Raw genomic sequence first — 24,770 nt, forward strand, 5'->3', positions numbered from 1 at the left:
GTTTCTCGATACTGTAATTCGCCGCATATGAAACATTGGTGATTTCTTAAAAATCCCGTTCAATCCCGCCGCGAATTAACTGTTACGTTCTTTTACCGCGCAATCTGTTTTCACCGATGCAGTGCAAGACCGGGAATGGCACCGCTACGCGCCGTCAGACGGCACGTCCGGAGCCTGAACTTCCCGGAATTTTCTTCCGGATCATTCAATGCGGGCGCGTCATTTTTTCTGATACATACGCATTGCTTTTTCATTGCCGGCAAATCGCCTCGATGATTACAAATCGAAATTGAAATGAAAGAGGAAAAATAATGTCCGCGCATTCGGCATTGCGCATCCGAATGCGCGCGACGCGTGCCGGGTGACTGCGGAAATCGTGAAGAGGTGAAGTAATGCGATGCGTCGCGCGAGGCAATGGCCGCGGAGGAAGGTGCCGTGTATGCGGCGAGCGAAGAGACGGCCGCACGCCGGCCGCGCGTGCAGCCGGTGCGGATCAGTGCGCGCTGTCGAGCGTCGGGCCGTCCCAGCCGTCGAGATACTTGGGCAGTGCGTCGACGACGTCGATCACGCGCTGCCGGTAGAACAGGTGCATCGTCGGCTGCAGTACATCGGGCAGTTGCCCGCCATGCGCACGCGCGGCGAGGCTGTTCGGCACGACCCGCATGCCGAGCCGGTTCGTGCCGAACACGATCTCGCCGCACGCCGGGCACCACGTGCGCGACATCGACTTCGACGGATGCGGAAACGTCGCGTCGGCGCCCGTGGCGGACACCTGCTCCGGCTGCCATGCGGTCGCGGACAGCATCGGCGTGCCATAGAAATCGCGGCATGTCGCGCAGTGGCAATTCGCACGCGCCGCCGGCTCGCCGTGCAGCGTGACGGTGACGGCGCCGCACAGGCAGCTCGCGGAACGGGTTCGGGTCATGTCGCCTCCAGAAAGGGAGGCGACAGTATAGAGGCGAGCCGCGCGACCGGTGCCACGCCTCCCGGGCGGGCCGCCGGTCGCGCGTGGCGTCAGAACTTCTGGCGCAGGCCGAGGCTCACGATCGCCTGCGACCGCGAGTCGGACGAGTGGCCGTTCGCCTTGTCGGACACCGACGCGGTCGCGGCCACCGGCTGGCCGAGCGCGTCGAGCGTCGTGCCGGACGCGTGCTGGTACGCGCCGAGCAGATACACGCTGGTGCGCTGCGACAGGTCGTACACCGCGCCGAGCGTGACGTTGTGATACTGCGCGCGGTCGTCGATGCCGTCGACGCTGCTGCCGCGCGTGTAGCTGTAGCCGGCGAACAGCTGCGTCTGCGGCCGCACGTTCCAGCGCGTGAACACGCCCGCGACGTTGAAGGTCGCATGCCCGCTGAACAGCGACTGCGCGCCGCTGCGGTACTGCACGTTGCTGTAGTTCACGCCGACGACGGCCGGGCCGAAGTCGTACGTCGCGCCGGTCGCGATGACCTGCTGCGACTGCGCGCTTGCGTAGCCTTCGTTGATCGACGAGTTGAACAGCCCGTCGTCGGTGCTCTGCCAGGTGCCGGACGTCGGGTCGGTCGCGCCCGTCTTGCTGTTGTCCGAGCGCTCGTAGCCGACGCCCACGCGCAGCGGCCCCGCCGCGTACGCCGCGCCGACGCTCCACGTGTTGCGCTGCTTCATGCTGCCCGGCTGGCTGCCGAAGCCGTACAGCGCGCCGAACGTGAAGCCCGCGTAGTTCGCGCTCGTGTACTTGATCGAGCTGTCGACACGCGCCGTCTGGTCGAGGTCGTCGATGTCGCCCGGATGCGCGCCGAAGCCGCCGATGAAAGACGACGGGCCGACCGGGCTCACGAAGTCGTCGAGCGACGTGTACTGGCGGCCGAGCGTGATCGTGCCGTAGCGGTCGCTGCCGACGCCGACGAACGCCTGGCGGCCGAACTGGCGGCCGCCCTGGCCCGACGTGCCGTTGGTGATGTCGAAGCCGTTCTCGAGCACGAACAGCGCGCGCATCCCGCCGCCGAGATCCTCGGAACCCTTGATGCCCCAGCGGCTGCCGGACAGGTTGCCGGTGGTCAGGCCGACATCCGAATGCCCGGTGTAGGCGCCCGGCGAGCCGACCCGTTCGTTGCTGCGGTAAGTCACGCCCGCGTCGACGATGCCGTACAGCGTGACGGAGCTTTGTGCGGAGGCGATGCCCGCGAGCGAGAGCAGCAGCGGTGCTGCGATCAGTTGCTTGTTCATGGCTTTTAGCGTCTCCGGGCGCTCGGCCCGTTGTTCTGTGCGAGTAGCGCGTGCGGTCGGCGAGATCCGCCGACGGGGCGAGGCCGGCCGTGCCCGCACGCGGGGACGCGCCCGTGCGATACGCGCGCGATGCCGCGGCAGCCCTGCCCGCCGCGACGCCGCCATGGTAGTTGGAACCGGTTCCGTTCGAAAGCGCAATAATGAAAACAGCCTCTTGCCAATATCGAGATAATCGGCCGCCGGGTAAATGCCCGCGACTCGGTGCTACGTCAGTTCCTGGCGGGAGCGGCAGAACGTTCGAGCGTCCGCACTTCGATGCCGTCCAACTGCATCTGGCGCACGGCCCCGCCCAGGTAGATCGCGATACGCGACGGCGATTGCACGACCACATAGCCACGAGCGACCTCTTTTCCGTCCTTCAATAGAACCTGGCAGCGTGTTCTCGATTTTTCACACCCTTTGTCGAAGTCCTGCTTCATATCGGTCGCCACGCTTGCCCCGACGGCCTCGCCGATGCCGGACGGTATCGACGCAACCACCGGCAGGAAGATCGCCAGCAACGTTACGTTGATGCCCCAGAACAGCGACCAAAGTACGAAGTCGCGATATCGCTTGAGGGCCGGTGGCAGGTTGAACGACCTCGTCGAGCCGTCCTTCCGCTTGCCGATCTTCTCGATGACCCAGCGAAGAAACTTCTCGAGCGTCACACAAACGGCGAAGTAGATCAGCAGAAACAACAGCACGAAGCAGAGCGTGCTCTTGTTTGAGCCGAGCCAGTTTTGAACACCGATCGATGCGTTCAACGCACTCCAGACCGACAGCACCAGGTGCCGCGACTTATCAATCGGGAACGCGTCGTAATCTATCCAGAAACTCGCGAGCAGTCCTTTGTAATAGGCATCGCCGGACGAATAGGCAATGCCGAGCAACACCAGCCCCAGCATGGAGACGATGACCGGCCACGGCCAATCCAGCACATGCTTCTTTTCGACCTTCTTTTCCACGACGTCACTCATCCGAAACTCCGTTCTTGATTGAGGATCCCCACGCGCAATGGGAGGCTGCCGCAGAAAACCTTACACAAGTTCGGAACGCTCGATCACCCGTTAGAATTAGCAGGGCGTGGAAGCCAACGCGCGCTCCGTCACCTTGTTCGAGATCGAGGGGGTGGCGCTTGCCAGCCGATTTTTCTGCTGCAACAACATCGCCGGAGCATTCAGCCATGCACGCCGCCTCGTTCGCAACAGGTACGCGATGAGAATCGACGCACCGCCCCGCGCCGGTTTTCCTGGCTTGTCGCTCAGGCAACTCGACCGCGCCGACCTCGACGCGTGGTACGCCTACCTGTCGAACCCGGACGTCGTGCGCCACACGAGCTGGAACCTGCATACGCGCGACGATCTGCTGCCGCTGTTCGACGGCATCGAATCCGTTCATCCCGATTCGATCCGCCGTCTCGCGATCGTCGACGATGCATCGGGCGCGCTCGCCGGGACGATCGGGCTGCATACGGTGTCCACCGCGAACCGCACGGCCGAGATCGCGTACGACATCGCACCGTCGCACTGGGGGCGCGGCATCGCGAGCGCGCTGTGCGCGAGCGTCACTGCGTGGGCCTTCGCGGAAGGCTTCATGCGCATCCAGGGCGTCGTGTTGAACAGCAACGCCGGCTCCGCGCGCGTGCTGCAGAAATGCGGCTACCGGTACGAAGGGGTGCTGCGCGCATACCGGATGGTGCGCGGCGTGCCGGGCGACTTCGCGATATACGCGCGCCTCGCGACCGACTGACGGACTGGCTCGCGATGCACAACACCCGTGTGCGCGCCGTCGACGCGATTGGACGATGCGCGCCGAATTGGCGACAATCGCCGTTCCCCGCATCGACTTTTCCACCATGAAGATCGCCGCACTGTCCGACATCCACGGCAACCTCGCCGCGCTCGACGCGGTGCTCGCCGACGTGCGCCGCCGCGGCGCCGACCTGATCGTCAATCTCGGCGACATCGTGTCGGGCGCGCTCCACCCGGCCGAAACCGCCGACCGCCTGATCGCGCTCGACCTGCCGACCATCAAGGGCAATCACGAACGGCAACTGCTGACCGGCGAGCGCGAATCGATGCGGCTGTCCGACCGCTGGGCGCACGACACGCTGCGCGACGATCATCGCCAATGGATCGCCGCGCTGCCCGAACGCCTGACGCTCGGCGACGACGTGCTGCTGGTGCACGGCACGCCCGCCAGCGACCTGATCTATTTCCTCGAGACGGTCACGCCCGACGGCTGCCGCGCGGCAACGCCCGATGAAATCGCGCAACGCGCGGGCGACGAATCCGCGTCGCTGATCCTGTGCGGCCACACGCATGTGCCGCGCATGGCGAAGCTCGACGACGGGCGGCTGATCGTCAACCCGGGCAGCGTCGGGCTGCAGGCGTACACCGACGATCAACCGTATCCGCACCGGATCGAAACCGGCTCGCCGCACGCGCGCTATGCGATGGTGTCGCGCACGCCGTCCGGCTGGCACGCCGAATTCCATGCGGTCGAATACGACTGGCACACGGCCGCCGCCACCGCGGCAACGCGCGGCCGCGACGACTGGACCGTCGCGCTGCGCACCGGCCGGTGCTGACGCATCGCCGCCGGCCCTTCCTCCCGCTTCGCTCCCCGGAAAACCGACCCGCCATGCCCGTTCCGTCGCAACTGCTCTTCCTGCCCGGCGCATCGGGCAGCACCGCCTTCTGGCAACCGCTCGCGAACCGGCTCGCGCATCCGGCCGAGCGGCGGATCGTCGCGTATCCGGGCTTCGGCGACACGCCGCGCGATCCGGCCGTCGACGACTTCGACGGCCTCGTGCGTCACGTGCTGGCCGCGATCGACCGGCCGACCGCCGTGATCGCGCAGTCGATGGGCGGCGTGATCGCGATGCGCGCGGCGCTCGAGCGCACCGCATACGTCACGCACCTCGTGCTGACGGTCACGTCCGGCGGCCTCGACATGCAGGGGCTCGGCGCGCAGGACTGGCGCACCGGTTTTGCGGAAGCGAACCCGCAGCTTCCCGACTGGTTCATGACGTTCTGGGCCGACCTGTCGGACGACATCGGCCGCATCGCGCAGCCAACGCTGCTGCTGTGGGGCGACGACGATCCGATCAGCCCGGTCGCGGCCGGCGAGCGCCTGCTCGACCGGCTGCCCGACGCGCAACTGCACGTCGTGCCGGGCGGCCGGCACGATCTCGCGGCCGTCCATGCGGACACGCTCGCGCCGCTGGTCGACGCGCATTTGCAGCGATGAGCGCGAGCGCGTTGCCGCGGGCGTGAATTCGACGCCCGCAACAACGCGTCACGCCGCGTTCGCGAGCGTCAACCGCGCTTCCAGCCCGCCGCCGTCCGGCCGGTTGCTCAGCGTGAGCGTGCCGCCCATCGCGAGCGCGAGCTGGCGCGCGATCGCGAGGCCGAGCCCCGTGCCGCCCGTCTCGCGATTGCGCGACGTCTCCACGCGGCGAAACGGTTCGAACACCGCGTCGAGCTGATCGTCCGGAATGCCGGGCCCGCGATCGCGCACCGCAATGACCGCGCCGCCGCCCGGCGCCGCCTGCACGGCGATCTCGGCCGCGCCCGCGAACTTCAGCGCGTTGTCGACGAGGTTGCCGACGATCCGGCGCAGCGCCTTCGGCCGCGTCGTCAGCGCGAGCGGGCCGCCGCTGTGCAGCGCGACGTCCTGCCCCGCATCCGTATAGTCGCACACGATGCTGTCGAGCAGCGCATCGAGATCGATGCGGCGCGCGGCCTCCCCGGTGCCGTGCAGCGTGCGCGCATACGCGACGCCCTCCTTCACCAGATGCTCCATCTCCAGCAGGTCCTGGCGCAGCTTCGCGCCCTGCACGTCGTCGTCCATCGTGTCGACGCGCAGCCGCATCCGCGTGATCGGCGTCTGCAGGTCGTGCGAGATCGACGCGAGGATCTGCATGCGTTCGGCCATGTACTGCGCGATGCGGTCCTGCATCGCGTTGAACGCGCGCGCCGCGCGCGCGACTTCGGACGGCCCGTCTTCGGTCAGGCGTTCGCCCTTCAGGTCGGGGCCGAGCGCGTCGGCGGCCTGCGCGAGCTGGTTCAGCGGCCGCGTCGCGAGCCGCACCGCGAGCCAGCAGCACGCGGCCAGCACCGCGAGTTGCACCGCCAGCACGTAGGGCAGCCAGCCCGACAGCGGCACCGTCGACATCGGATGGATGTCGATCGTCAGCGGCGAGCCGTCGGTCAGGCGCAAATGCACCTGCAGATGCTCGCGATCGCCGGGGATCGCGTTCGCGGTCAGCGGATATGCGCCGCCGATGCCGTCCGAGATCGAGCGCTCCACGCGCGCCGACAGCCGCGCCTCCGGCGGCGTGCCCGTCTCGCCGGGCCCGAGGATGAACGCATAGCTGCGCCGCGCGAGGCGCGGCAGCCACGCGGCGCGCTGGTCGGGCGGCAGGTGATCGAGCAGCGCGACCGAGCTCGCGACCTCGCGCTCGATGTAGCCCATCATCAGGTTGGTGGTCGCCTGGTCGCGCTCGGTCACGGTGAGCCAGAACGACAGCGTCTGCGCGAGCGCGAGGCCCACGCACAGAATCAGCGCGAGCCGCGCGAACAGCGAGCGCGGCCAGTGCAACGGCGCGCGCGCGCTCATGCGTCGCCCTCGACCGCGGTCACGGCCGACGAGAACACGTAGCCCTCGTTGCGCAGCGTCTTGATATAGCGCGGCTCGCGCGCGCCGTCGCGCAGCCGCTGGCGCAGCCGGCTCACGAGCAGGTCGATCGACCGGTCGAACGGATCGGACTGCCGCCCCTGCGTGAGGTTGAGCAACTGGTCGCGCGTGAGCACGCGCTGCGGATTGTCGAGGAACACGCGCAGCAGCCGGTATTCGGCGCCGCTCAAGGCGACCAGCGTGCCTTCGGCATCGAGCAGGTGGCGCCCCGTCGTATCGAGCCGCCATTCGCCGAACGCGAGCAGCCCGGCCGTCTCCGTCACCTGCATGCCGGGCGGCAGCATGCGCGCGCGACGCAGCACCGAGCGGATCCGCGCGAGCAGCTCGCGCACCGCGAACGGCTTCGCGAGATAGTCGTCGGCGCCCATCTCGAGGCCGATGATGCGGTCGGTTTCCTCGCCGCGCGCGGTGAGCATCAGCACCGGCACCGTACGGAACTTGCCGGCGCGCAGATCGCGGCACAGCGCGAGGCCGTCCTCGCCGGGCAGCATCAGGTCGAGCACGATCAGGTCGGGCGCGCCGTCGTCGAGCACGTTGCGCATGTCGCGGCCGTTCGCGGCGAGCGACACGCGCATGCCGTTCTTCTCCAGGTAGTCCGCGATCAGTTCGCGAATCGCGCGATCGTCGTCGACGATCAGTACGTGGTCGATCTTGTCCATGAGTCGGTGTCGTGATGTGGCGGCGGGCGATGCCGCTTTTATACCGCAGCGCGGGCACGCGGTTGTATCCCAATGTATCGCGCCGTCGTGGCGACACACAACGTTGCACACGCGCGGTTCGCCGGACACATCGCAGATACGTCGGCGCGGCCCAATGAGGGCTGTCGAAACCCGCCCGGCCGACGCATTCGCGCGACGGCCGGCCGAACCGGAGAAACGCCATGCTGCCCCGATTCAAGACTGCCGCCGTCGTCATCGCCCTCGCCGCCACGGCCGGGATCGCCGCGTTCGCCGGCACCCGCGACGACGCGGGAATGACGACCTCGCCGGCCGGCACGCCGGCGCCCGATTTCACCGGCATCGACCGCTGGCACAACAGCGCGCCGCTCAAGCTCGACCGGTTGCGCGGCAAGGTCGTACTGGTCGATTTCTGGACGTACTCGTGCATCAACTGCATTCATACGATTCCGTTCGTGAAGGACTGGGACCGCAAATATCGCGACCAGGGGCTCGCCGTGGTCGGCGTGCATACGCCCGAGTATCCGTTCGAGCGCGACCCGAAGAACGTCGCCGATGCGATCAAGCGCTTCGGCATCCGGTATCCGGTCGCGCAGGACAACCGCTACGACACGTGGCGTGCGTACGGGAACCAGTACTGGCCCGCGCTGTACCTGATCGATGCGAGCGGGAAGGTCGTCTATACGCGCTATGGCGAAGGCGGGTACGACAAGACGGAGGCGGCGATTCGGGGGGCGCTGGCGCAGGCGGGGGAAGAAGCCGCCGGGACGCCGCGCACGCAATAACGCGCGGCCGCGGGGGCTGCGCCGCATGCGCCCCCGCGCGATTCATTCACATTCGCGACGTGTTGCGCGCGGCTCACTCGCGCTTCGCGTCGGCCTCCGCCAGCATCGCTTCGCCGATCGCGACGTTGCCGTCGGCGATCAACGCCTCGCCCGCCCCGCGAATATCCGCCGCCGACTTGTTCTGCCCGAGCTTGCGCTTGCCGACCAGCCGCGTGATCTCGATCTGCAGCCCGACGATCGACTGCAGCATCGTGTCGAGATAATCCTGCGGCGCATCGCCCATCTTCCACGGCACCGGCTGCGACGCCTCGTGCGTGCGCGTCAGCCGCGCAACCACGCCGCGCACGAACTTCTCGTCGTCGCGCACCGTGATGCGTCCGTGCGCATGCACCACCACGTAGTTCCACGTCGGCACCTGCCGGTGCGTCGCGTGCTTGCTCGGATACCAGGTCGGCGAAATGTACGCGTCGCCCGCGCGGAAGATCACGAGCACCTCGTCGCCGTTCGCGGCCGCCTGCCACACCGGATTCGCGCGCGCGACGTGCGCATGCAGCTCGCCGAGCCCGCCGTCGCCCGGCAACAGCTCGAACGGAAGGTGGTTCGCGTCGAGTCCGTTCTGCCCATATGTGATCAGGGTGCCGAACGGATGCTGGACGATCAGCTCGCGCAGCGCGTCGGGGTTGGGCTCGTTGAAATCGGCGGGGACGTACATGTCGGCTCCACGGTCGTGCGGGGTTTGAAATGGGTCGGGCACCGGCCCGTCATGCAACGATTGTGAGCGCAAACTGGTTTATGCTGTAGAGCCGGTTTGGAACATTTTCAACAGACCAGAATCATGCCAAGAACGGCCCGGATCGTCGAAATCCCGTCGCTCGGCGCGCTCGACCGCGCGGCCGGCGACCTGAGCCGCCAGCTCGCGCAGGCGTTGCGCGAAGCCGTGCGCCGCGGCGACGTGCGGCCCGGCGACACGCTGCCTTCCACGCGGCTGCTCGCGGCGGCGCTGCAGGTCGCGCGCGGCACCGTCGTCGACGCGTATGCGCAGCTCGTCGCCGAAGGCTTCCTGGAGTCGCGCGGCGGCGCGGGCACGCGCATCGCCCACGCGCTCGCGGCGTCATCGCCGCCGGCCGCACCCGCGCGCACGGCCGTACGCCCCCCGCCGGCGCCCACCGGCCTGCCCGAGCCGGCCGCGACCTTCGCGCGGATCGCCCGCGAATTCCGCCCGCTGCCGGCCGTGCCGTTCGCGATCTCGGTGCCCATCGGGCTCACCGCGCCCGACGACATCTGGCGCCGGCTCGGCAACCGCCTGCGCGCCCGCGGCGCCGGTGCCCCGTCCGGTTATGCCGATCCGCAAGGCGCGCTGCCGCTGCGCGAAGCGATCGCCGACTACGTGCGCCGCTCGCGCTCGGTACGCTGCAGCGCCGATCAGGTCGTGATCACGAGCGGCACGCAGCAGGGGCTGCACCTCGCGAGCCAGGTGCTGCTCGGCGCGGACGATTGCGCGTGGGTCGAGAATCCGGCCTATCGCGGCATCACCGCGCTGCTCGAAAGCACGGGCCGGCGCGACGCGACGGTCCGCGTGCCGGTCGACGCCGACGGCATCGACGTCGAAGCCGGCATCCGGCTCGCGCCGAACGCGCGCGCCGCATTCGTCACGCCGTCGCACCAGTACCCGCTCGGCATGCCGATGAGCATGGCGCGCCGCAATGCACTGCTCGCGTGGGCACGCACGCATCGCGCATGGGTGGTCGAAGACGATTACGACAGCGAGCTGCGCTACGAAGGCTATCCGTTCCCGTCGCTGCAGGGGCTCGATCCCGAGCGCGTGGTGTATCTCGGCACGTTCAGCAAGATTCTGTTTCCGTCGTTGCGGCTCGGCTACGTGATCGTGCCCGACGATCTCGTGCCCGCGTTCTGCGGCGCGCGCGTGCTGATGGACCGCCATGCGCCGACGGCCGACCAGCACGTGCTCGCCGCCTTCATCGCCGAAGGGCATCTCGACCGCCACATTCGCCGCGTGCGCGGCGTCTATGCGGCGCAGCGCGCGCTGCTGATCGACACGCTCGGCACGCGGCTGCCGCGCGAACGCGCGTGGGTGCAGCCGGGCGATCAGGGGATGCACGTCGTGCTGTGGCTCGCCGAAGGGATCGACGATCTCGACGTGGTCGCGCGCGCCGCGCAAGCAGGCGTCGCGGTGCGCGCCGTGTCGCCGATGTTTGCGCCGGGCACCGCGCGGCCGGGGCTCGTGCTCGGCTTCGGCGGGTTCGATCGCGAACGCATGGAGGCGGCCGCGCAGCGGCTCGCGGAGGTGGTTTCGTCAGCGCAGTCGCGGCCGCGCCAGCCGTAAAAGGTGGTCGGCGCACATGTGTCGCGTGCCGGGATCGCGCCGCTTCCATCCACTGCCCTGCCGCGTTGCCCCGCTTCGTGCCGCCTCTCTCCGGGGCGCGTGACGCCATGACTCAGAGCGCCCGCAGCGTCGGCACGCACGCAGCAGGATGTTCAGCGCACGGGCGGCTCCCAGGGGGCGGTCGTGAAATGGTCGGCGAGATAGTCGAGCAACACCGCGACGCGCGCGGTACGCAGCATGCCGGGCGGCGTCACAAGGTTCACGTTGATGTCGGCGATCCGCCAGTCGTGCATCACTTCCTCGAGTTCGCCATGCCGCAGCGCATCGACGACCAGGAATTCGGGCTGCAGCGCGAGGCCGTGCCCGGCAACCAGCGCGGGCAGGATCACGTCGGCGTTGTTGGTGCGGATGCGTCCGTTCACCGCTACCGAGAATTTGTCACCCGACGCGGTGTGCCGAAACCGCCAGCAACCAGACGTCGGCAGATTCGTGTAGGTGAAGCAGACATGCCGCTCGAGATCGCGCGGGTGAGCCGGACGCCCGTACCGGTCCAGATAGGCAGGCGAAGCGACGAGCGGCCGGCGGACCGCGCAGAGCCTGCGAAAGCGCAGCGTCGAATCGTTCAGTTCGGCAATCCGGATCGCGACGTCGAAGCCGCCCGGAACGACGTCGATCAGATGGTCACTCAGCATGAGATCGACGTCGACGTTCGGGTAGCGCTCGAGAAACGCCGGAAGCACCGGCGCGAGATACCGGAGACTGAACGACATCGGCGCATTCACACGCACGAGACCGTGCGGCTCCAGCGCCTGAGCGGATGCCTCGTTCTCGATGAACTCGGCATCCGCGAGCAGCCGGATCGCACGGTCGCGCAGCAGATCGCCCGTCGGAGTCAGCGACAGCCTGCGCGACGTCCGGTACAGCAGCATGGTGCCGAGCCGATTCTCGAGGCGTGCTATGGCCTTCGATACGGTCGACTGCGACGTGCCGATCAGCTCGGCGGCTTTTGCGAACGAGCCGGTTTCCGCGACGCGCGCGAAGATGGCCCAGGCGTCGAGATCAGGAAGGTGTTGCATCATGGAAATGGAATCGATGGTTGTGTGCCTGCGCGCTGGCCGGCACGATCCAAACGCAGTCGTCGACTGCACTTGCCGGCCGGCTCGTCATGCTGATTGACGCGCAGGCGATCGCGCTCATCGAGTCGTCTTTCGAATACTCGTCACGTGAGGAAATGCTTGCGAGCGCAACCTGTTTCACGCTCGATCTCATTCTTTTCAACGGACACGTCACTACGCTCGAGCGTTCGCACTCGATCAACGACGTGTGGGGACAGCGTCGGCAATTGGCGAGTTCAACACGACCGCGCCGATACCCGGCGCTTATTTCACAGGCATATCCGCGAGCGCCGCCTGCGGGTGCTGATTGATGAAGATCGGCTGGCTATTCTTCGGAGTGGATAATTCATGTTTCCGATTGCTCATGAAGAGTGCAGTCCTTTGAATCGGAAAATGGGAGACCGGCCTCGATCGTGCGAACAATGAACGCCCGGTGCGCATTGCGCTGGCATTACGGTAGCCGCGCCGACACATTTGACACGTATTCGTGTCGAAATAACACCGAAGAAACGGAATTGAACCGATTCGAATTAGCGCTTGAACTTCGTGCGCGACGAGTTCTCTCGCGTTCGTGCAAACGCTCGCCACGTTTCCAGGGGATCGACGGAGCTGTGCGCGTCACCAGTCGGTGATCGACGAGCCCCGCATCATGCACCCGCGCTCCCGTCGCTTCTCGCGGGTTTTACGCAATCGGCGCGCCGGCGTCGGCTCGCCACCCGCACTGACGATGCCGCGCTCGTATCCGAGCGCGGATATCGGCTCGCGCGGGTGGACTCGCGACACCCGGCAACGGCGACTTACTGCTTCGCTACCGAAAACGCGTAAAGCTTGTGGTTGTCGCCGGCATACGGCAGCCCGAGAATCTTGGTGTGATAACCGGATCCCCAGTAGACCGTACCGTCGACGATCGCGGCACCGGACACGACGGCGCCGCCGCTCTCGAAGCTCCACTTGATTTCGCCGGTCGACGCGTCGAGTGCATACATGTTGGCGCCGCTGCCTGCCAGCGAACCCGCATACACCACGCCGTTAGCCTCGGACATCGCAACGGTGTCCATCATCTGCTGCGGATCCGCGGTGCGCCAGAGCACCTTGCCGGTTGCAGCGTCAACCGCGGCCCAGATGCCGCCCTTGGTCGTCTTCGTCCCCGCGGGCGAATTGACTGCGACGGACTCGTGATTCAGGTTGCCGATCGATACGTAGATGCGTTTGCCATCAGCAGCCGTTCCCCACAGCATGCCGCCGAGCAGGCTGCCGGGGCCGACCTGGGTATGCCAGACGACCTTGCCCGTCTTCGGATCGAGCGCCCAGTAGACTCCGCTCTTCTGGCCGGCACCGAGCAATGTGCGCTTGTGGCCGCCGATGGTCGTCGTGTAGAGGTTCGGCCCCGAGCCGAAATCGTAGTCCGGGCCGTCGTCGTGGTCGTAGTTCGTCGACATGTCGGCGGCCAGCGTACGGGTGGCCCACGCGATCTTGCCTGTCTTCAGGTTCAATGCAACGAAACTGTCGATATGATTGTCCGGTACGGCTGCCTTGCACTTCTCTTGCCCCGGATACCGGCACACCCCTTCCGGAACGGTAAAGTTGTTGCCCGTGGTCACGTACAGCAAGCCGGTTTCACGATCGACGACCGGCGTGTTGCCCCAGACCGAACCGCCGGTGTAACCCTCCGGAACCATGTACGTCTTCCACAACAGCTTGCCGCTCGTCGCGTCGAGCGCCACGACGCTGCCGCGATACCGGGGCGTCTCCTTCAACGCCTCGGCGCGAGACGATACGCCGACGTAGACGATCCCGTTGTCGATAACCGGCGAACTCGTAATGATGGCGGACTTGTCCGTGTCGACCTGCGTGCGCCACAGCGGCGCGCCGTCTTCGGCCTTGATGCCCAGCATGTAGGCGCCGCTCGGATTGTTGGCGAGCTGCGTGCCCTGGCCGATCACCAGCGTGCCTTTCCAGTACGCAGGGCTGGTACGCGACGCATCGTTGGGAATCTCGCTGTAGTCACTGACCTTCCTGTGCCACTTGACCTGTCCGGTCGCGGCATCGACGGCCCATAGCGAGCCGCCGAAGTCGGGCACATAGACGACGCCGGCGACGACCGTCGGCGTAGCGGACACGTTACCGTCCGTATCGACCGACCAGCGCGGCGCCAGTTTGGCCACGTTGTTCAGGCCGATCGCGCGTTCGCCCGCGGCGCTGCGGGTATTGTGCAGATTCTGCCCGCCCATCGGCCAGTCTCCCGCGCTTTGGGCGGCAGCGGGAGCCGCAGCGACGAGGCTGCTCACGAGAGCGACGGCCGTCGCGATAGCCGGGGTGCGCCAGGATAGCGGCGAAGCGCGCCGATCTGCGTCTTGCCTGTTCAACACTCGTATCATTTTCAGTTCTCCATAAGACAGCGATAGAAAATCCCAGCCTTGCCACTGCGCTCACTTTGGTGAGTCATCGCATTCAAAAACGATCGATCATGCCGATCTGTACGCCGCGCACCAGCGAGCCGGGCCACGATGGCGGAAGCCCGGTTACGTTGACGCCACGCAGCGTGAAGGTCGCGTTGTTACGATTACGCAACCAGCCTGCACTCGCGTAGAACTGCAACGTCTTTGACAGCCTGTAATCGCACATCGCACTGAACTGGTCCGCGTTGTTGTCCGTTCCGGAACGGTCGCGCACGTACGCATAGCCGAGCGACGCATCGAGATTCGGCGCGAACGCGTAGCGCAGCGATACCGCAAAACCGTCGTTGTGATAAACCGGCGCATTGCCGCCCGACGCATTGAACCAGTCCGCAAACAAGGTGGCTTTGTCGATGCGATACGACGCGCCGGCGAGATTCGCCCGCAATGCGCCGCTGCCGTGCGTTTGCTGATGCCCGTAAGCGAGCCGCACCGGCCCGTACTGGTACGACACTGTTTCGAAGTTGCCCGCGAGCCCGTTGCCGTCGTTGTCGCTCGCCGCACGCAGCGACATCATCACCGTTGCGTCGAAGCCCGCGATTTTCGGTGACAGGTAGGTGATCGCATTACTCGCGTAGGGGGTGATCTTGGAGAAGTTGTTCAGCCCGGACGCAATGGTTCCCGCGCCGAATGCATCGATCCCGCCTTTGAAGGGGATATAGATCGGCGAATATTGCCGTCCGACGCGCATTTCCCCCCAGGGGCCGCCCGCACCGATCCAGGCCTGGCGGTTGAACAGCGTGCCCGCCGTATCGAGCGTGCCGTTGGTCGCGCCAAATCCGTTCTCGAGCACGAACAGCATGTTCGTCCCGCCGCCGATCGGCTCGCTGCCGCGCAAGCCGATCCGCGAACCGCGATACGCACCCGAGTCCATCCGCGCCGCCCATCCCGCCCCGGGGTTCGTGATCTCGATACTCGTATCGATGACACCGTACAAGGTCACGGATGCCTGCGCCCACGCGAGAGACGGAGCAACGAGCAAGGCGCCCAGCACACCGCACGCCCGCGCCCGTTGTCGAAAAACCGGACGAGCGCCGCTGCGCCACTGCCGGAACCGCTTGACGCCGATCATCGATACAGTCTTCATCTATCGTTTCAGAACGTGTGCATCACGCCGACATACGTCGTGACCTGCGATTCGCCGTCGAGCGGATTGGTGGTCGGCGTCGTGCCCAGCGGAGTCGCGAATACCGAAAAATCCGAGTGACTCCCGTTACGCACATAACCCACCGTGCCGTAAAGGAAGGTGCGCTTGCTCAGGTTGCAGGTCGTGCCGAGCGCGTACAGCGTCGCATGGCCGGCAGGATCGTGCGTCGCATCGCCGTTGCCGCTGCGCACGCGAACGTAGTAGCCCGCGCCCGTCACCGACCAGCGGGAATTCGCCTGCCACGTCGCACCGAGCCAGAAGTGATCCGCGTTGTCCGCGAGGCCGGCCGGCGTGTCCGGCGCCGAATAGTGCGTCCAGGCCGTCTGAATCGTGAACTTCTGGATCCGCATGTTTCCGCCAACGAAATATTCACGGGAGCTCGTGAAGACATTGGTGAACTTGCCGGTCGAATCGCGCAGCGCGTCGTACATGCCGCGTACGTCGAAATACGGCGAGCGGTACGTCAGCATGACGCCGTCCGAGCGGCCGAACTCGCCCGACGCACCATTGTTGAAGCCGCTCGCCTGATTACCGAACGCGTATTGCGCCTGCACGTCGAAGCCGTGGAAAACCGGGCTGTGGTATTCCACGTTATTGCTGGTCTGCTGCCAGTTGCGTCCGCGCACGAGGGATGCCGACGACACCGCCTGCTGCACGAACGGGTCGAACGCCCACACGCCGTCGCTATCGATGAACAGGTTGCGCCCGGCCTGGAGTTGCCCCCACGAATCGTCTTTCAGTCCGATGTAGGCACGCCTCGAAAAGAGCCGTCCGCCTCCCGTCGTACCGTTCATCGTTTGCAGCGCGGTTTCGAGATTGAATACCGTGGACAATCCACCGCCCAGATCCTCGTTGCCGCGCAGCCCCAGCATGCTCGTGCCCCAGTCGCCCCCCTCTGCGCTGAAGCGCGTGTCGGTTCGACCCGGTGCCGTCGTGACGTGGTTCAGGTACTCGAGCCCCGCGTCGACGCGGCCATACAGCGTCACGCTCGTTTGCGCCCACGCGGCCGGCATGAGCCCCCCCAACAACACCGCCACCGAGATTCTCTTTCTCATCGCGCTCTCCGATGAAAGCCGCCCCGGCATTCATCCCATATTTATATCGCTACCGTCGACGACGGATCATCGTTCGATTCATTTTGTATTGCTAATAATGAGCGGCATGCTTCCGCTGAAAAGCCCGATCCGGGATCAACTGCCTGGCGCCGGTTGAAACGGCAGACCGAACCGGCTTGCCATGCGGGCAAGTTGTACGCTGTTGTCCGCGCCGAACTTCTGGCGGAGCGTCGACTGATGGTTGGCCACGGTCTTCCGGCTGATGCCGAGTTGCTCGGCGATGGCGAGCAATGTATACCCCTGGATGAGCAATCCCATCACCTCGAACTCGCGCGCCGAGAGCGCGCTGCCGACTTGTCCTTCCCGAAACGCATCACTCGCGTGCAGTGCCTGTGCGACGTCGGGACTCAGGAATCGACGGCCGTGCGCCACTGCGCGAACCGCATCGACAAGCACGTCGGGTGCACTGGACTTGGTCACGTAACCGAGCGCCCCCGCGGCAAGCGCGCGGCGCACGAAAATCGCTTCCTCACGGACACTGAATATCAGGATATGCGCCGCACGCTCGCGCGCGAGCATGCGGCGGATGGCCTCGATGCCACTCGGGCCCTGCAGCGACACATCGATCACGACCACATCGGGCCGCAGCGAGCAGAACGCGTGATAGGCCTCTGCCGCAGTCCTGGCTTCACCGCATACGTAAAGGTCCGATTCGAACGCGATCAGTCTCTTGTAGCCTTCACGCACAACCGCATGGTCGTCAACGAGCAAAATGGAAATGCGTGGGGGCACGTGGCGGGCCTCGTGTATCGAAATGTCCGACGTGTGCGCGTTTCGTCGACACGTCACTGAGCACTGCAATCTTGCCCCGTTTTTTCCCGGCCGGAAATGCAGATTATGGAAATGCATCCATTCCATTTATCCTTTCTAATTCATTTCATTTTCAGGAAAAATCAAGGAAAACGTAATATCTCGCCTCCGGTCCGTGATAGCCAGAACCGTTGAAATCGGCGCCCGCGGACGCATCGGCTCGGCGACGACCTGGAACGTCGCGGCCTGGTGCCCGACACGCCCCGACGACATACCGTTCGTCAGCAGCCGCGCGAGCAACATGCGACTCACGAATCGACCTTCATCGAAACCGGTTCGAATTATTCGAGTGCCGACACGAACGGCAACATCGTCGTCCGATCTGGCGACCGCATTCCCGGCATTCCGGCCAACACCATGAAGCTGCGGCGCGTACGGAGCTGGCCGGCCGCGATTCGTCGGCGGAATCGCGGCCGTGCGCGCGGCAAAAGGTTGTCCGCGGGCAACAAACGTAATCGTCTGTAAATCCTGCAAGCAAACGGGCTTTTTGGCCCCAGGCGACGCTGCCCGGTTTGCTAGGATCGCGCCTTTTCCGACCGCGCTGCTGCCGCCGTGAATCGCTTCGTGCCGTTTCTTCGCAACCTGTGGCTTCGCTGCCGTGACGGCGCCCGCACGCTGGGTGCCGGCGCGTGGCATCGCCTGCGCCATCCGACGCGCCGTGGCATCGCGCTGACGCTCGCCGCGATACCGGTGCTCGGCCTGCTGGTCCTGCTCGCGTTCGTGCCGTTCACGCCGAGCATCGGCGACATCCGCAAGGCGCGCATCGACCGCCCCGCACGCGTACTGTCGGCCGACGGCCAGCTGATCGCCGAGTTCCGGCCCGTCAATCGCGAATGGGTGCCGCTCAAGCAGATCTCGCCGCACATGGTCGACGCGCTGATCGCGACCGAGGACCACCGCTTCTATGCGCATCACGGCATCGACTGGCGCCGCACGCTCGCGGCCGGGCTCCATACGTTCTCCGGCAGCCGCCAGGGCGGCTCGACGATCACGCAGCAACTCGCGCGCAACCTGTATCCGGACGAAGTCGGCCGCGCGCCGACGCTCACGCGCAAGGTGAAGGAGCTGATCACCGCGTTCAAGATCGAGACGGTGTACAGCAAGGACGAGATCCTCGAGACCTACCTGAACACCGTGCCGTTCCTGTACAACGCGTACGGCGTCGAAATGGCCGCACGCACTTATTTCGGCAAATCGGCCGACCAGCTCGACATCGTGGAAAGCGCGACGCTCGTCGGGATGCTGAAGGGCAACAGCTACTACAACCCGGTGCTCAATCCGGAGCGCGCGGTCCAGCGCCGCAACATCGTGCTCGGCCGGATGGCCGCGATGGGGATGCTGTCGCCGCAGCAGCTCGCGCAATTGCAGCGCCGGCCGCTGCGCGTGGACTTCGAGCCGCAGACCGCCCAGCCGGGCCCCGCGCCGCACTTCGCGGTGCAATTGCGCAAGTGGCTGATCGCATGGGCCGACCGCAACAACTACGACCTCTACTCGGACGGCCTCGTCGTGTACACCACGCTCGACGCACGGCTGCAAGAGATGGCAACGCAAGCGCTGACCCGGCAGACCGAACGGCTGCAGGCGATCGCCGACAGCGCATGGCGCGGCCCGTCCGGCTGCGGCCTGCGCAACGACCTGTTCCGCGGCTTCATCCGGCAGACGCCCGACTATCGCGCGGCGCGCGATGCGGGGCTCGCCGATGCGGCGGTGCTGAAGCAGCTCGGCGCGAATCGCACGTTCATGCGCGCGCTGTGCGAGCGCAAGACGCAGGTGCAGGCCGGCTTCGTCGCGATCGATCCGCGCAACGGCGCGATTCGCGCGTGGATCGGCAGCCCCGATTTCGGCAGCGAGCCGTTCGACCACGTCGTGCAATCACGGCGCCAGCCGGGCTCGACGTTCAAGCCGTTCGTCTATGGCGCCGCGTTCGCGGACGGGATGCGGCCCAGCGATACGTTCGTCGATCGCCCCGTCGCGATCCCGGTCGACGCGCACGCGGTATGGCGTCCGACCGATGCCGAGCCGCCGACCGACGCGCCGATGACGCTGCGCGACGCGCTGGCCCTGTCGCGCAACCGCATCACCGCACAGGTGATGCAGCGCGAAGGCCCGGCCCGGGTCGCGCAGCTCGCGCGCGCGATGGGCGTGCGCGACAGCCCGCTCGACGCGGTGCCGTCGCTCGCGCTCGGAACGAGCCCCGTCACGCTGAAGGAAATGGTGTCCGCGTACGGGACCATCGCGAACCGCGGCGTGTACGTCGCGCCGCAGATGATCACGCGCATCGAGGATCGCAACGGCAAGGTGCTCGCCGCATTCGGCAGCGCGCCGCCCGAACGCGCGCTGCCGGCGGCCGCGGCCCAGACGCTGGTGGACGTGATGCGCGGTGTCGTCGACTACGGGACCGGCGCCGACATCCGCTCGCGCTACGGCATTCGCGTCGACGTCGCGGGCAAGACCGGCACGACGCAGGACAACACGGACGGCTGGTTCATCCTGATGCATCCGCAACTGGTGGCCGGCGCGTGGGTCGGCTTCGACGACGGCAGCGTGACGCTGCGCAGCAACTACTGGGGGGCGGGCGCGCACAGCGCGTTGCCGATCGTCGGCTCGTTCTACGAGACGGCGCTGCGTGCGCGCGCGATCGATCCGCATGCGCAGTTCTCGCCGGACTTCCGGCCGCGCAGCGCACCGGCGAGCGCGCCGAAGCGGCGGCCGCACCCGGGGTTGTTCGACTGGCTGAAGATTTTCCGTTGATCGTGAAGCCGGCCGGCGGATCATGCCGGCCTTGCGATTCATCGATTCATCGACATCGACGCGTCGTCGCGTCGTCGCGCAATGGCATCGCGTCAGCGCGCGGCCGCCGCCTTCAGCAGCCGCAGCATCTCCGGATCGTCGCCCGCATCGGCCAGCACCTTCGCGGTCGGCTTCACGCCGGCGCCCAACAGCCGTCGCACGCCCTCGACGTGATGCTCGATCACCTCGCCGCGAAGCAGCGTATCGCTCTGCAGCACCACCGGGTTCGTATCCTTCACGAGCAACGCGAACACCGACGCCGACACGGGCGGATTCAACGCGTCGGACAACGCGGCGTCGGCGAGGTGGTACGGATTGTTGTCGTGGATCTGCCAGCTCAGCGCGCCGCTCGCGTGCAGCTTGCCGAGCGCGGCGAGCGCATCGGCTTCCGGCAGTTTCACGAGTTCGGAGGCGAGATCGCTCGCCTGATCCTCGCGCCCGTCGCGCAGCGTGTCGGGCGGCGGCAGGTTCGGCACCAGCAGGTCCAGCACGAGCGCCTGCCGACGCGCGTGGTCCGGCGACGCCTTGGCATCGGCATTCGAACGGTTGGCGTGCAGCAACTGGCCGGCCACGCGCCAGCGATCGTCGCTACCGTGCTCGTCGCGCGGCACCTGATGCGCATGCAGCATCACGTCGAGCCAGCGCCACATCGAATCGACGGTCTTCGCGTCGTTCGACGACACGCCGTCGCCGACGATCTGGTCGAGCGTCTGCCCGCACACGAATTCGCGCTGCTGCACCGGGTCGAGACCGGCGAAGTATTGGCGCACGCGATCCGGCAGCCCGTCGAAGTCCGCCTGGCTCATGTCGGGCGCATGGTAGCCGGGGCACGGCCCCGTGCCGGCGATCTCGCGGCCCGGCACCGCCTTCGCGGGGGGCGGCGGCGAATCGCCGCTGCGCGCGACCGGATACAGCTCGATGCCGTCGACCTGGAAGCCCTGCTCCATCCGCAACAGCACGCCCGTGGTCGAATGCTTCGTCGTGAAATTGCTGCCCGTGACCGACGTGACCTGATACGGCGAGCCGATCGGCATCCTGATCAGTTCGCCGCCCGGCACGTCGAGTATGCATGCGTCGGCAGGCGGCTTCTGCGGGCCATCCATATCGAGTTCCGCGACGTGCGTCGGGGCGGTTTCGACGCTCCACCGGCCGGCGTCGCGCATGCGCAGCACGATGTCGCCGCCCACCTTCTCGACCCGCATGGTCGCGGGCTTGCCGGCGGCCGGCGCATAGTCGCCGAGCAGGCCGTCGCAGCCGCTGGCGGCACGCGCGGACAGCGACACGAACATCATCAGACAGAAAACGGGAATGCGCACGGCAGGGCCTCTCGAGGTTCGAATTGTTGTCGGAATGCCGGCGCGGGCGCGCGCGGCGGCGGCAGCGCGATCGAGTCGCCGCCGGACGCCAATATAGCGAACGCGACCGGTGTATGCCAGCCCGCGACGTCGAGCGGTGCGAGGAGATGGCGGGACGCGTGCGAAGCAGCCTTCGCGATCGGTCGATGTGCCGCCATAGTCCACCTGGACGAAGCGGAAGAGCCGCACGCCGCGCACCATCGCCGTCGTCATCCATCGATGCCGGAGGCTGCATGAACGCGAGCGCTGTCGAGATCGCGAACCTGCTGTACCGCTATGCGGAGTTGCTCGACGCTGGCGACCTGCCGGGCATGGCGGCGCTGTTCCGGCATGCACGGATCAAGGTCGCGGAAGATGCGCCGACGATCGGCGCGGACAAACTGCTCGAACTGTTCGATGCGCGCGTCAAGCGCCACGCGTGCGGCACGCCACGCACAAAGCACGTGATTACGAATCCGATCATCGAGATCGACGAAGCCGCGCAGCGCGCGACGGCCCGCTCGTACTACACGGTGCTGCAGGCCGCCGACGGCCTGGCGTTGCAACCGATCGCGGCAGGCCGGTATCACGACGCGTTCGAGCGCGTCGACGGCGCGTGGCGCTTCGCGTTCCGCGACTACACGCTGTTCGATTTCGCGGGCGACCTGCGTTACCACCTGAACGATTCGCCGGCCGGCTGACGCGCCGACCGGCGGTTACCGCGCGCAACGCGCGCTCAGCCCGCCGCGAGCGTCGCGGCCAGCGCGTCGAATTCCGGCGCCCACGCCACGCGCCACGCGGCCTTCGTCGCGTCGTCGACCCACGCGCCGTCGATCCCGTTCAGCATGAATTGCTTCAGGTCGGCGACCGTGAAGCCGAAGTGGCTGAACATCAGCTCCCACGCTTCCGACGGATTCACCTTGTGCAGCGTCGGATCGTCGGTGTTCGGATGGATCTTCAGCCCGAGCCCCGGCATCTTGCGCATCGGATGCCGTTCCGCCCATTGCTCCGGCGGCAGCGTGCGCAGGTAGTACGAATTCGTCGGCACGACCGTGAAGACGATCCCGCGCTCCGCGTAGCGCGCGCACAGCTCGGGGTTGTCGACGATCGTATAGCCGTGATCGATACGATCGACGTGCAGCAGGTCGACGGCCGTTTCGACGTTGCGCCACGGCATCCCGAACTCGCCCGCATGCGCGGTCGTGCGGAAGCCGGCCGCGCGCGCGTCGCGATACGCCTTCCAGAACAACTCCGGCGGCCGGTCGTTCTCGCGATAGTCGATCCCGATCCCTGCGACTTCATCCGCGCGATTCGCCTTCATCCATTCGACGATCGCGACCGCTTCGTCCGGGTCCTGCTCGCGATCGATGCTCGGGATCAGGCATGCGCCGATCCCGAAGTCGCGCGCGGCATCGCGAATCGCGGTCACGATCGCGGCCTGCGCGTCCGCATACGGAATGCCCGACACGCGCACCGTGCCCGTCGGATTCCAGAAGAATTCCGCATGCCGAACGTTGTGTGCGGCCGCATCCTCCAGATACTCGTACGCGATGCGCCGCAGGTCGTCGGGCCGCGTGAGCAAATACTTGTCGAGCGCGCGCAGCACGTGCAGCACGCCGACCGGCTTCTCGCCGCGCGCATAGAACGCGTCGATCTCCGCGCGCTCGATCGGCGCGCCGCTGCGCGCCGCGAGCGCGACGAACGTGTCGTGCCGCACCGCGCCGAGCAGGTGGCAATGCAGCTCCACCTTCGGCAGCGCGTGGAAGAAGGCCCGATGGGCCGGCGTGATCTCGATGCCCGTGCGCGCGGCCGGGACGTTACCTGGTGTTGCCTTCATGTGAGTCTCTTTTGCGGGTGTGCCAATGCGTCGTGAGAGCAGCCCCTCAGTGCGGCTTCACGACGGTCCAGAAGTAATAGCCGAGCGGCAGCGCGAGCACGACGAGCCCCCACGGCACGTCGCGCCAGCGGCCCGCCAGCAGCTTGACGAGCACGTAGCACAGCAGCCCGCCGGCGATGCCGGTGCCGAAGCTGTTCGACATCAGCGTGAGCAGCACCATCGACATCACGGGCAGCGCATCGGTGAAGTCGTCGAAATGCGTATGGCGGATCGTCGCGAACATCGACAGCCCGATCAGGATCAGCGCCGGCGCGGTCGCCTCTTTCGGAATCGCGAGCGCGACCGGCACGAACAGCAGCATCGCGGCGAACAGCACGGCCGCCGCCAGCGACGACAGCCCGCTGCGGCCGCCGGCTTCGACGCCCGCCGCCGATTCGATCAGCGCCGTCAGCGCGGGAATGCCGAACACGGGGCCGAGCGTCGCGGCGAGCGAATCGACGAGGAACGGCCGGTTGATGTTCGGCAGGTTGCCGTGTTCGTCGAGCAGGTTCGCCTTCGCGCCGACCGCGAGCGCGGTGCCGAGCGTCGAGAAGAATTCCGCCGCGAAGAACGCGAACAGGTACGGCGCGGCCGCGAGCGTCAGCGCACTGCGGATGTCGAGCTTGAACGCGATCGGCGCGATGCCGTGCGGCAGCGACACGAACGACGCCGGCAGATGCGTGACGCCCAGCGGCACGCCGGCCGCGGCCGCAACCAGAATCGCGATCAGGATCGCGCCGGGCACCTTGCGCGCCTGCAGCAGAATAGCGACCGCGAGGCCGATCAGCGCGACGAGCGCGCCCGGCCGCGAGAAATCGCCGAGCGCGAACGCGTTGGTCTTCGCATTCGCGACGACCATCCCCGCATTGCGCAACCCGAGCATCGTGACGAACAGGCCGATCGACGCGCCGAGCCCGAGCTTGATCTGCACCGGAATCAGCCGCATCACGACGCCGCGCGCGCCGAAGATCGTCAGCAGGAAAAACAGCACGCCCGACACGCATGCGATGCCGAGGCCCGTCTGCCAGCCGACGTGTTCGGTCGTCGCGAGCGTCACGCCGATGATCACCGAGCCGCCGATACCGGGGCCGACCAGGAACGGCAGGTTCGCGTACAGCCCCATCAGCGTCGTGAACAGCACGAACACGATGATCGTCGCGGTGGTTGCCGCGCCGCGGTCCATTCCGCCGGTCGCGAGCAGCGATGGAATCACGACGAGCAGGTATGCCGCCGCGAGGAACGACGTGATCCCCGCGATCGTCTCGGTGTGCACGCTCGTGCCGCGCGCGGCGAGCGCGAAGCGCCGTTCGAGCCAGTTGGCCGGCGTACGCGCCGGCATCGTGTCAGTCGCTGACATGGTGGTTCTCCTGTGA

At 66.8% G+C, this 24,770-nt stretch carries 22 protein-coding genes; 7 read left to right on the forward strand and 15 right to left on the reverse strand.

The features are described 5' to 3' along the window. Positions 1 to 493: 493 nt before the first annotated feature. The 3 genes from DCN14_RS12580 to DCN14_RS12590 all read right to left on the reverse strand — a co-directional run bounded on the left by DCN14_RS12580 (position 494) and on the right by DCN14_RS12590 (position 3,224). Positions 494 to 925: a GFA family protein gene (locus DCN14_RS12580; protein ID WP_096507732.1), complete on the reverse strand. Its 432-nt coding sequence runs from the start codon at positions 923 to 925 to the stop codon at positions 494 to 496. Positions 926 to 1,014: 89 nt separating this feature from the next. Further along, the gene (locus DCN14_RS12585; RefSeq protein WP_096507733.1) at positions 1,015 to 2,208 is read right to left on the reverse strand and encodes a porin; all 1,194 of its coding nucleotides are present in this window, start codon (positions 2,206 to 2,208) and stop codon (positions 1,015 to 1,017) included. A 269-nt stretch (positions 2,209 to 2,477) separates the two neighbouring features. Then, positions 2,478 to 3,224: a hypothetical protein gene (locus DCN14_RS12590; protein WP_096507734.1), complete on the reverse strand. Its 747-nt coding sequence runs from the start codon at positions 3,222 to 3,224 to the stop codon at positions 2,478 to 2,480. Between the two features lie 238 nt (positions 3,225 to 3,462). Between DCN14_RS12590 and DCN14_RS12595 the strand changes: the two genes are divergently transcribed. The 3 genes from DCN14_RS12595 to DCN14_RS12605 all read left to right on the forward strand — a co-directional run bounded on the left by DCN14_RS12595 (position 3,463) and on the right by DCN14_RS12605 (position 5,499). Beyond that, positions 3,463 to 3,996, forward strand: a complete 534-nt coding sequence (locus DCN14_RS12595) for a GNAT family protein (RefSeq protein WP_096507781.1) — start codon at positions 3,463 to 3,465, stop codon at positions 3,994 to 3,996. A gap of 106 nt (positions 3,997 to 4,102) precedes the next feature. Then, complete coding sequence (locus DCN14_RS12600) at positions 4,103 to 4,837, forward strand: metallophosphoesterase family protein (RefSeq protein WP_096507735.1); 735 nt, start codon at positions 4,103 to 4,105, stop codon at positions 4,835 to 4,837. A 53-nt stretch (positions 4,838 to 4,890) separates the two neighbouring features. Next, positions 4,891 to 5,499, forward strand: a complete 609-nt coding sequence (locus DCN14_RS12605; protein ID WP_096507736.1) for an alpha/beta fold hydrolase — start codon at positions 4,891 to 4,893, stop codon at positions 5,497 to 5,499. A gap of 48 nt (positions 5,500 to 5,547) precedes the next feature. Here DCN14_RS12605 and DCN14_RS12610 read toward each other — a convergent pair whose 3' ends face one another. Continuing rightward, entirely contained in the window at positions 5,548 to 6,870 is a 1,323-nt protein-coding gene (locus tag DCN14_RS12610) for an ATP-binding protein (protein ID WP_096507737.1), read from the reverse strand. After that, positions 6,867 to 7,607: a response regulator gene (locus DCN14_RS12615; RefSeq protein ID WP_096507738.1), complete on the reverse strand. Its 741-nt coding sequence runs from the start codon at positions 7,605 to 7,607 to the stop codon at positions 6,867 to 6,869. Before DCN14_RS12615 ends, DCN14_RS12610 begins: the two co-directional genes overlap by 4 nt. A 221-nt stretch (positions 7,608 to 7,828) precedes the next feature. Here DCN14_RS12615 and DCN14_RS12625 point away from each other — a divergent pair, with 221 nt between their 5' ends. Next, positions 7,829 to 8,410, forward strand: coding sequence for a thioredoxin family protein (locus tag DCN14_RS12625; RefSeq protein WP_096507739.1), 582 nt, complete (start codon positions 7,829 to 7,831; stop codon positions 8,408 to 8,410). A 73-nt stretch (positions 8,411 to 8,483) separates the two neighbouring features. On the opposite strand, the gene DCN14_RS12630 is transcribed toward DCN14_RS12625, so the two are convergent. Beyond that, entirely contained in the window at positions 8,484 to 9,122 is a 639-nt protein-coding gene (locus tag DCN14_RS12630) for an FMN-binding negative transcriptional regulator (RefSeq protein ID WP_096507740.1), read from the reverse strand. A gap of 123 nt (positions 9,123 to 9,245) precedes the next feature. On the opposite strand from DCN14_RS12630, the gene DCN14_RS12635 reads away from it, so the two are divergent. Next, positions 9,246 to 10,754 (forward strand): PLP-dependent aminotransferase family protein, encoded by a 1,509-nt coding sequence (locus tag DCN14_RS12635; protein ID WP_096507741.1) that lies wholly within the window; start codon positions 9,246 to 9,248, stop codon positions 10,752 to 10,754. 152 nt (positions 10,755 to 10,906) lie between these two features. Here the strand turns inward: DCN14_RS12635 and DCN14_RS12640 are convergent, their stop codons facing one another. The 6 genes from DCN14_RS12640 to DCN14_RS37955 all read right to left on the reverse strand — a co-directional run bounded on the left by DCN14_RS12640 (position 10,907) and on the right by DCN14_RS37955 (position 17,871). Then, a complete protein-coding gene (locus DCN14_RS12640; RefSeq protein ID WP_096507782.1) occupies positions 10,907 to 11,830 on the reverse strand; it encodes a LysR family transcriptional regulator in 924 nt (307 codons plus the stop codon). Between the two features lie 836 nt (positions 11,831 to 12,666). Further along, positions 12,667 to 14,100 (reverse strand): PQQ-binding-like beta-propeller repeat protein, encoded by a 1,434-nt coding sequence (locus tag DCN14_RS12645; RefSeq protein WP_205212585.1) that lies wholly within the window; start codon positions 14,098 to 14,100, stop codon positions 12,667 to 12,669. 220 nt (positions 14,101 to 14,320) lie between these two features. Further along, the gene (locus tag DCN14_RS12650) at positions 14,321 to 15,319 is read right to left on the reverse strand and encodes a porin (protein ID WP_240327212.1); all 999 of its coding nucleotides are present in this window, start codon (positions 15,317 to 15,319) and stop codon (positions 14,321 to 14,323) included. A 101-nt stretch (positions 15,320 to 15,420) separates the two neighbouring features. Continuing rightward, positions 15,421 to 16,527, reverse strand: a complete 1,107-nt coding sequence (locus DCN14_RS12655) for a porin (protein WP_096507743.1) — start codon at positions 16,525 to 16,527, stop codon at positions 15,421 to 15,423. A gap of 135 nt (positions 16,528 to 16,662) precedes the next feature. Continuing rightward, a complete protein-coding gene (locus DCN14_RS12660; RefSeq protein ID WP_240327213.1) occupies positions 16,663 to 17,445 on the reverse strand; it encodes a response regulator transcription factor in 783 nt (260 codons plus the stop codon). Positions 17,446 to 17,454: 9 nt separating this feature from the next. Continuing rightward, positions 17,455 to 17,871 carry a hypothetical protein gene (locus DCN14_RS37955; RefSeq protein ID WP_162826195.1) on the reverse strand — a complete coding sequence of 139 codons (417 nt, stop codon included), beginning with the start codon at positions 17,869 to 17,871 and terminating at the stop codon, positions 17,455 to 17,457. A gap of 78 nt (positions 17,872 to 17,949) precedes the next feature. Here DCN14_RS37955 and DCN14_RS12670 point away from each other — a divergent pair, with 78 nt between their 5' ends. Next, the gene (locus tag DCN14_RS12670) at positions 17,950 to 20,148 is read left to right on the forward strand and encodes a transglycosylase domain-containing protein (protein ID WP_096507745.1); all 2,199 of its coding nucleotides are present in this window, start codon (positions 17,950 to 17,952) and stop codon (positions 20,146 to 20,148) included. A gap of 92 nt (positions 20,149 to 20,240) precedes the next feature. Here DCN14_RS12670 and DCN14_RS38695 read toward each other — a convergent pair whose 3' ends face one another. Continuing rightward, the gene (locus DCN14_RS38695) at positions 20,241 to 21,503 is read right to left on the reverse strand and encodes a hypothetical protein (RefSeq protein ID WP_240327214.1); all 1,263 of its coding nucleotides are present in this window, start codon (positions 21,501 to 21,503) and stop codon (positions 20,241 to 20,243) included. Between the two features lie 272 nt (positions 21,504 to 21,775). Here DCN14_RS38695 and DCN14_RS12685 point away from each other — a divergent pair, with 272 nt between their 5' ends. Continuing rightward, positions 21,776 to 22,222, forward strand: coding sequence for a nuclear transport factor 2 family protein (locus tag DCN14_RS12685; RefSeq protein WP_096507746.1), 447 nt, complete (start codon positions 21,776 to 21,778; stop codon positions 22,220 to 22,222). 35 nt (positions 22,223 to 22,257) lie between these two features. Here DCN14_RS12685 and add read toward each other — a convergent pair whose 3' ends face one another. Then, complete coding sequence (gene add / locus DCN14_RS12690) at positions 22,258 to 23,358, reverse strand: adenosine deaminase (protein ID WP_096507747.1); 1,101 nt, start codon at positions 23,356 to 23,358, stop codon at positions 22,258 to 22,260. 46 nt (positions 23,359 to 23,404) lie between these two features. Beyond that, positions 23,405 to 24,754: an NCS2 family permease gene (locus DCN14_RS12695; protein ID WP_096507748.1), complete on the reverse strand. Its 1,350-nt coding sequence runs from the start codon at positions 24,752 to 24,754 to the stop codon at positions 23,405 to 23,407. Positions 24,755 to 24,770: the final 16 nt, after the last annotated feature.

Origin of the sequence: Burkholderia sp. IDO3 (assembly GCF_003366075.1) — a bacterium.
Classification (GTDB): domain Bacteria; phylum Pseudomonadota; class Gammaproteobacteria; order Burkholderiales; family Burkholderiaceae; genus Burkholderia; species Burkholderia anthina.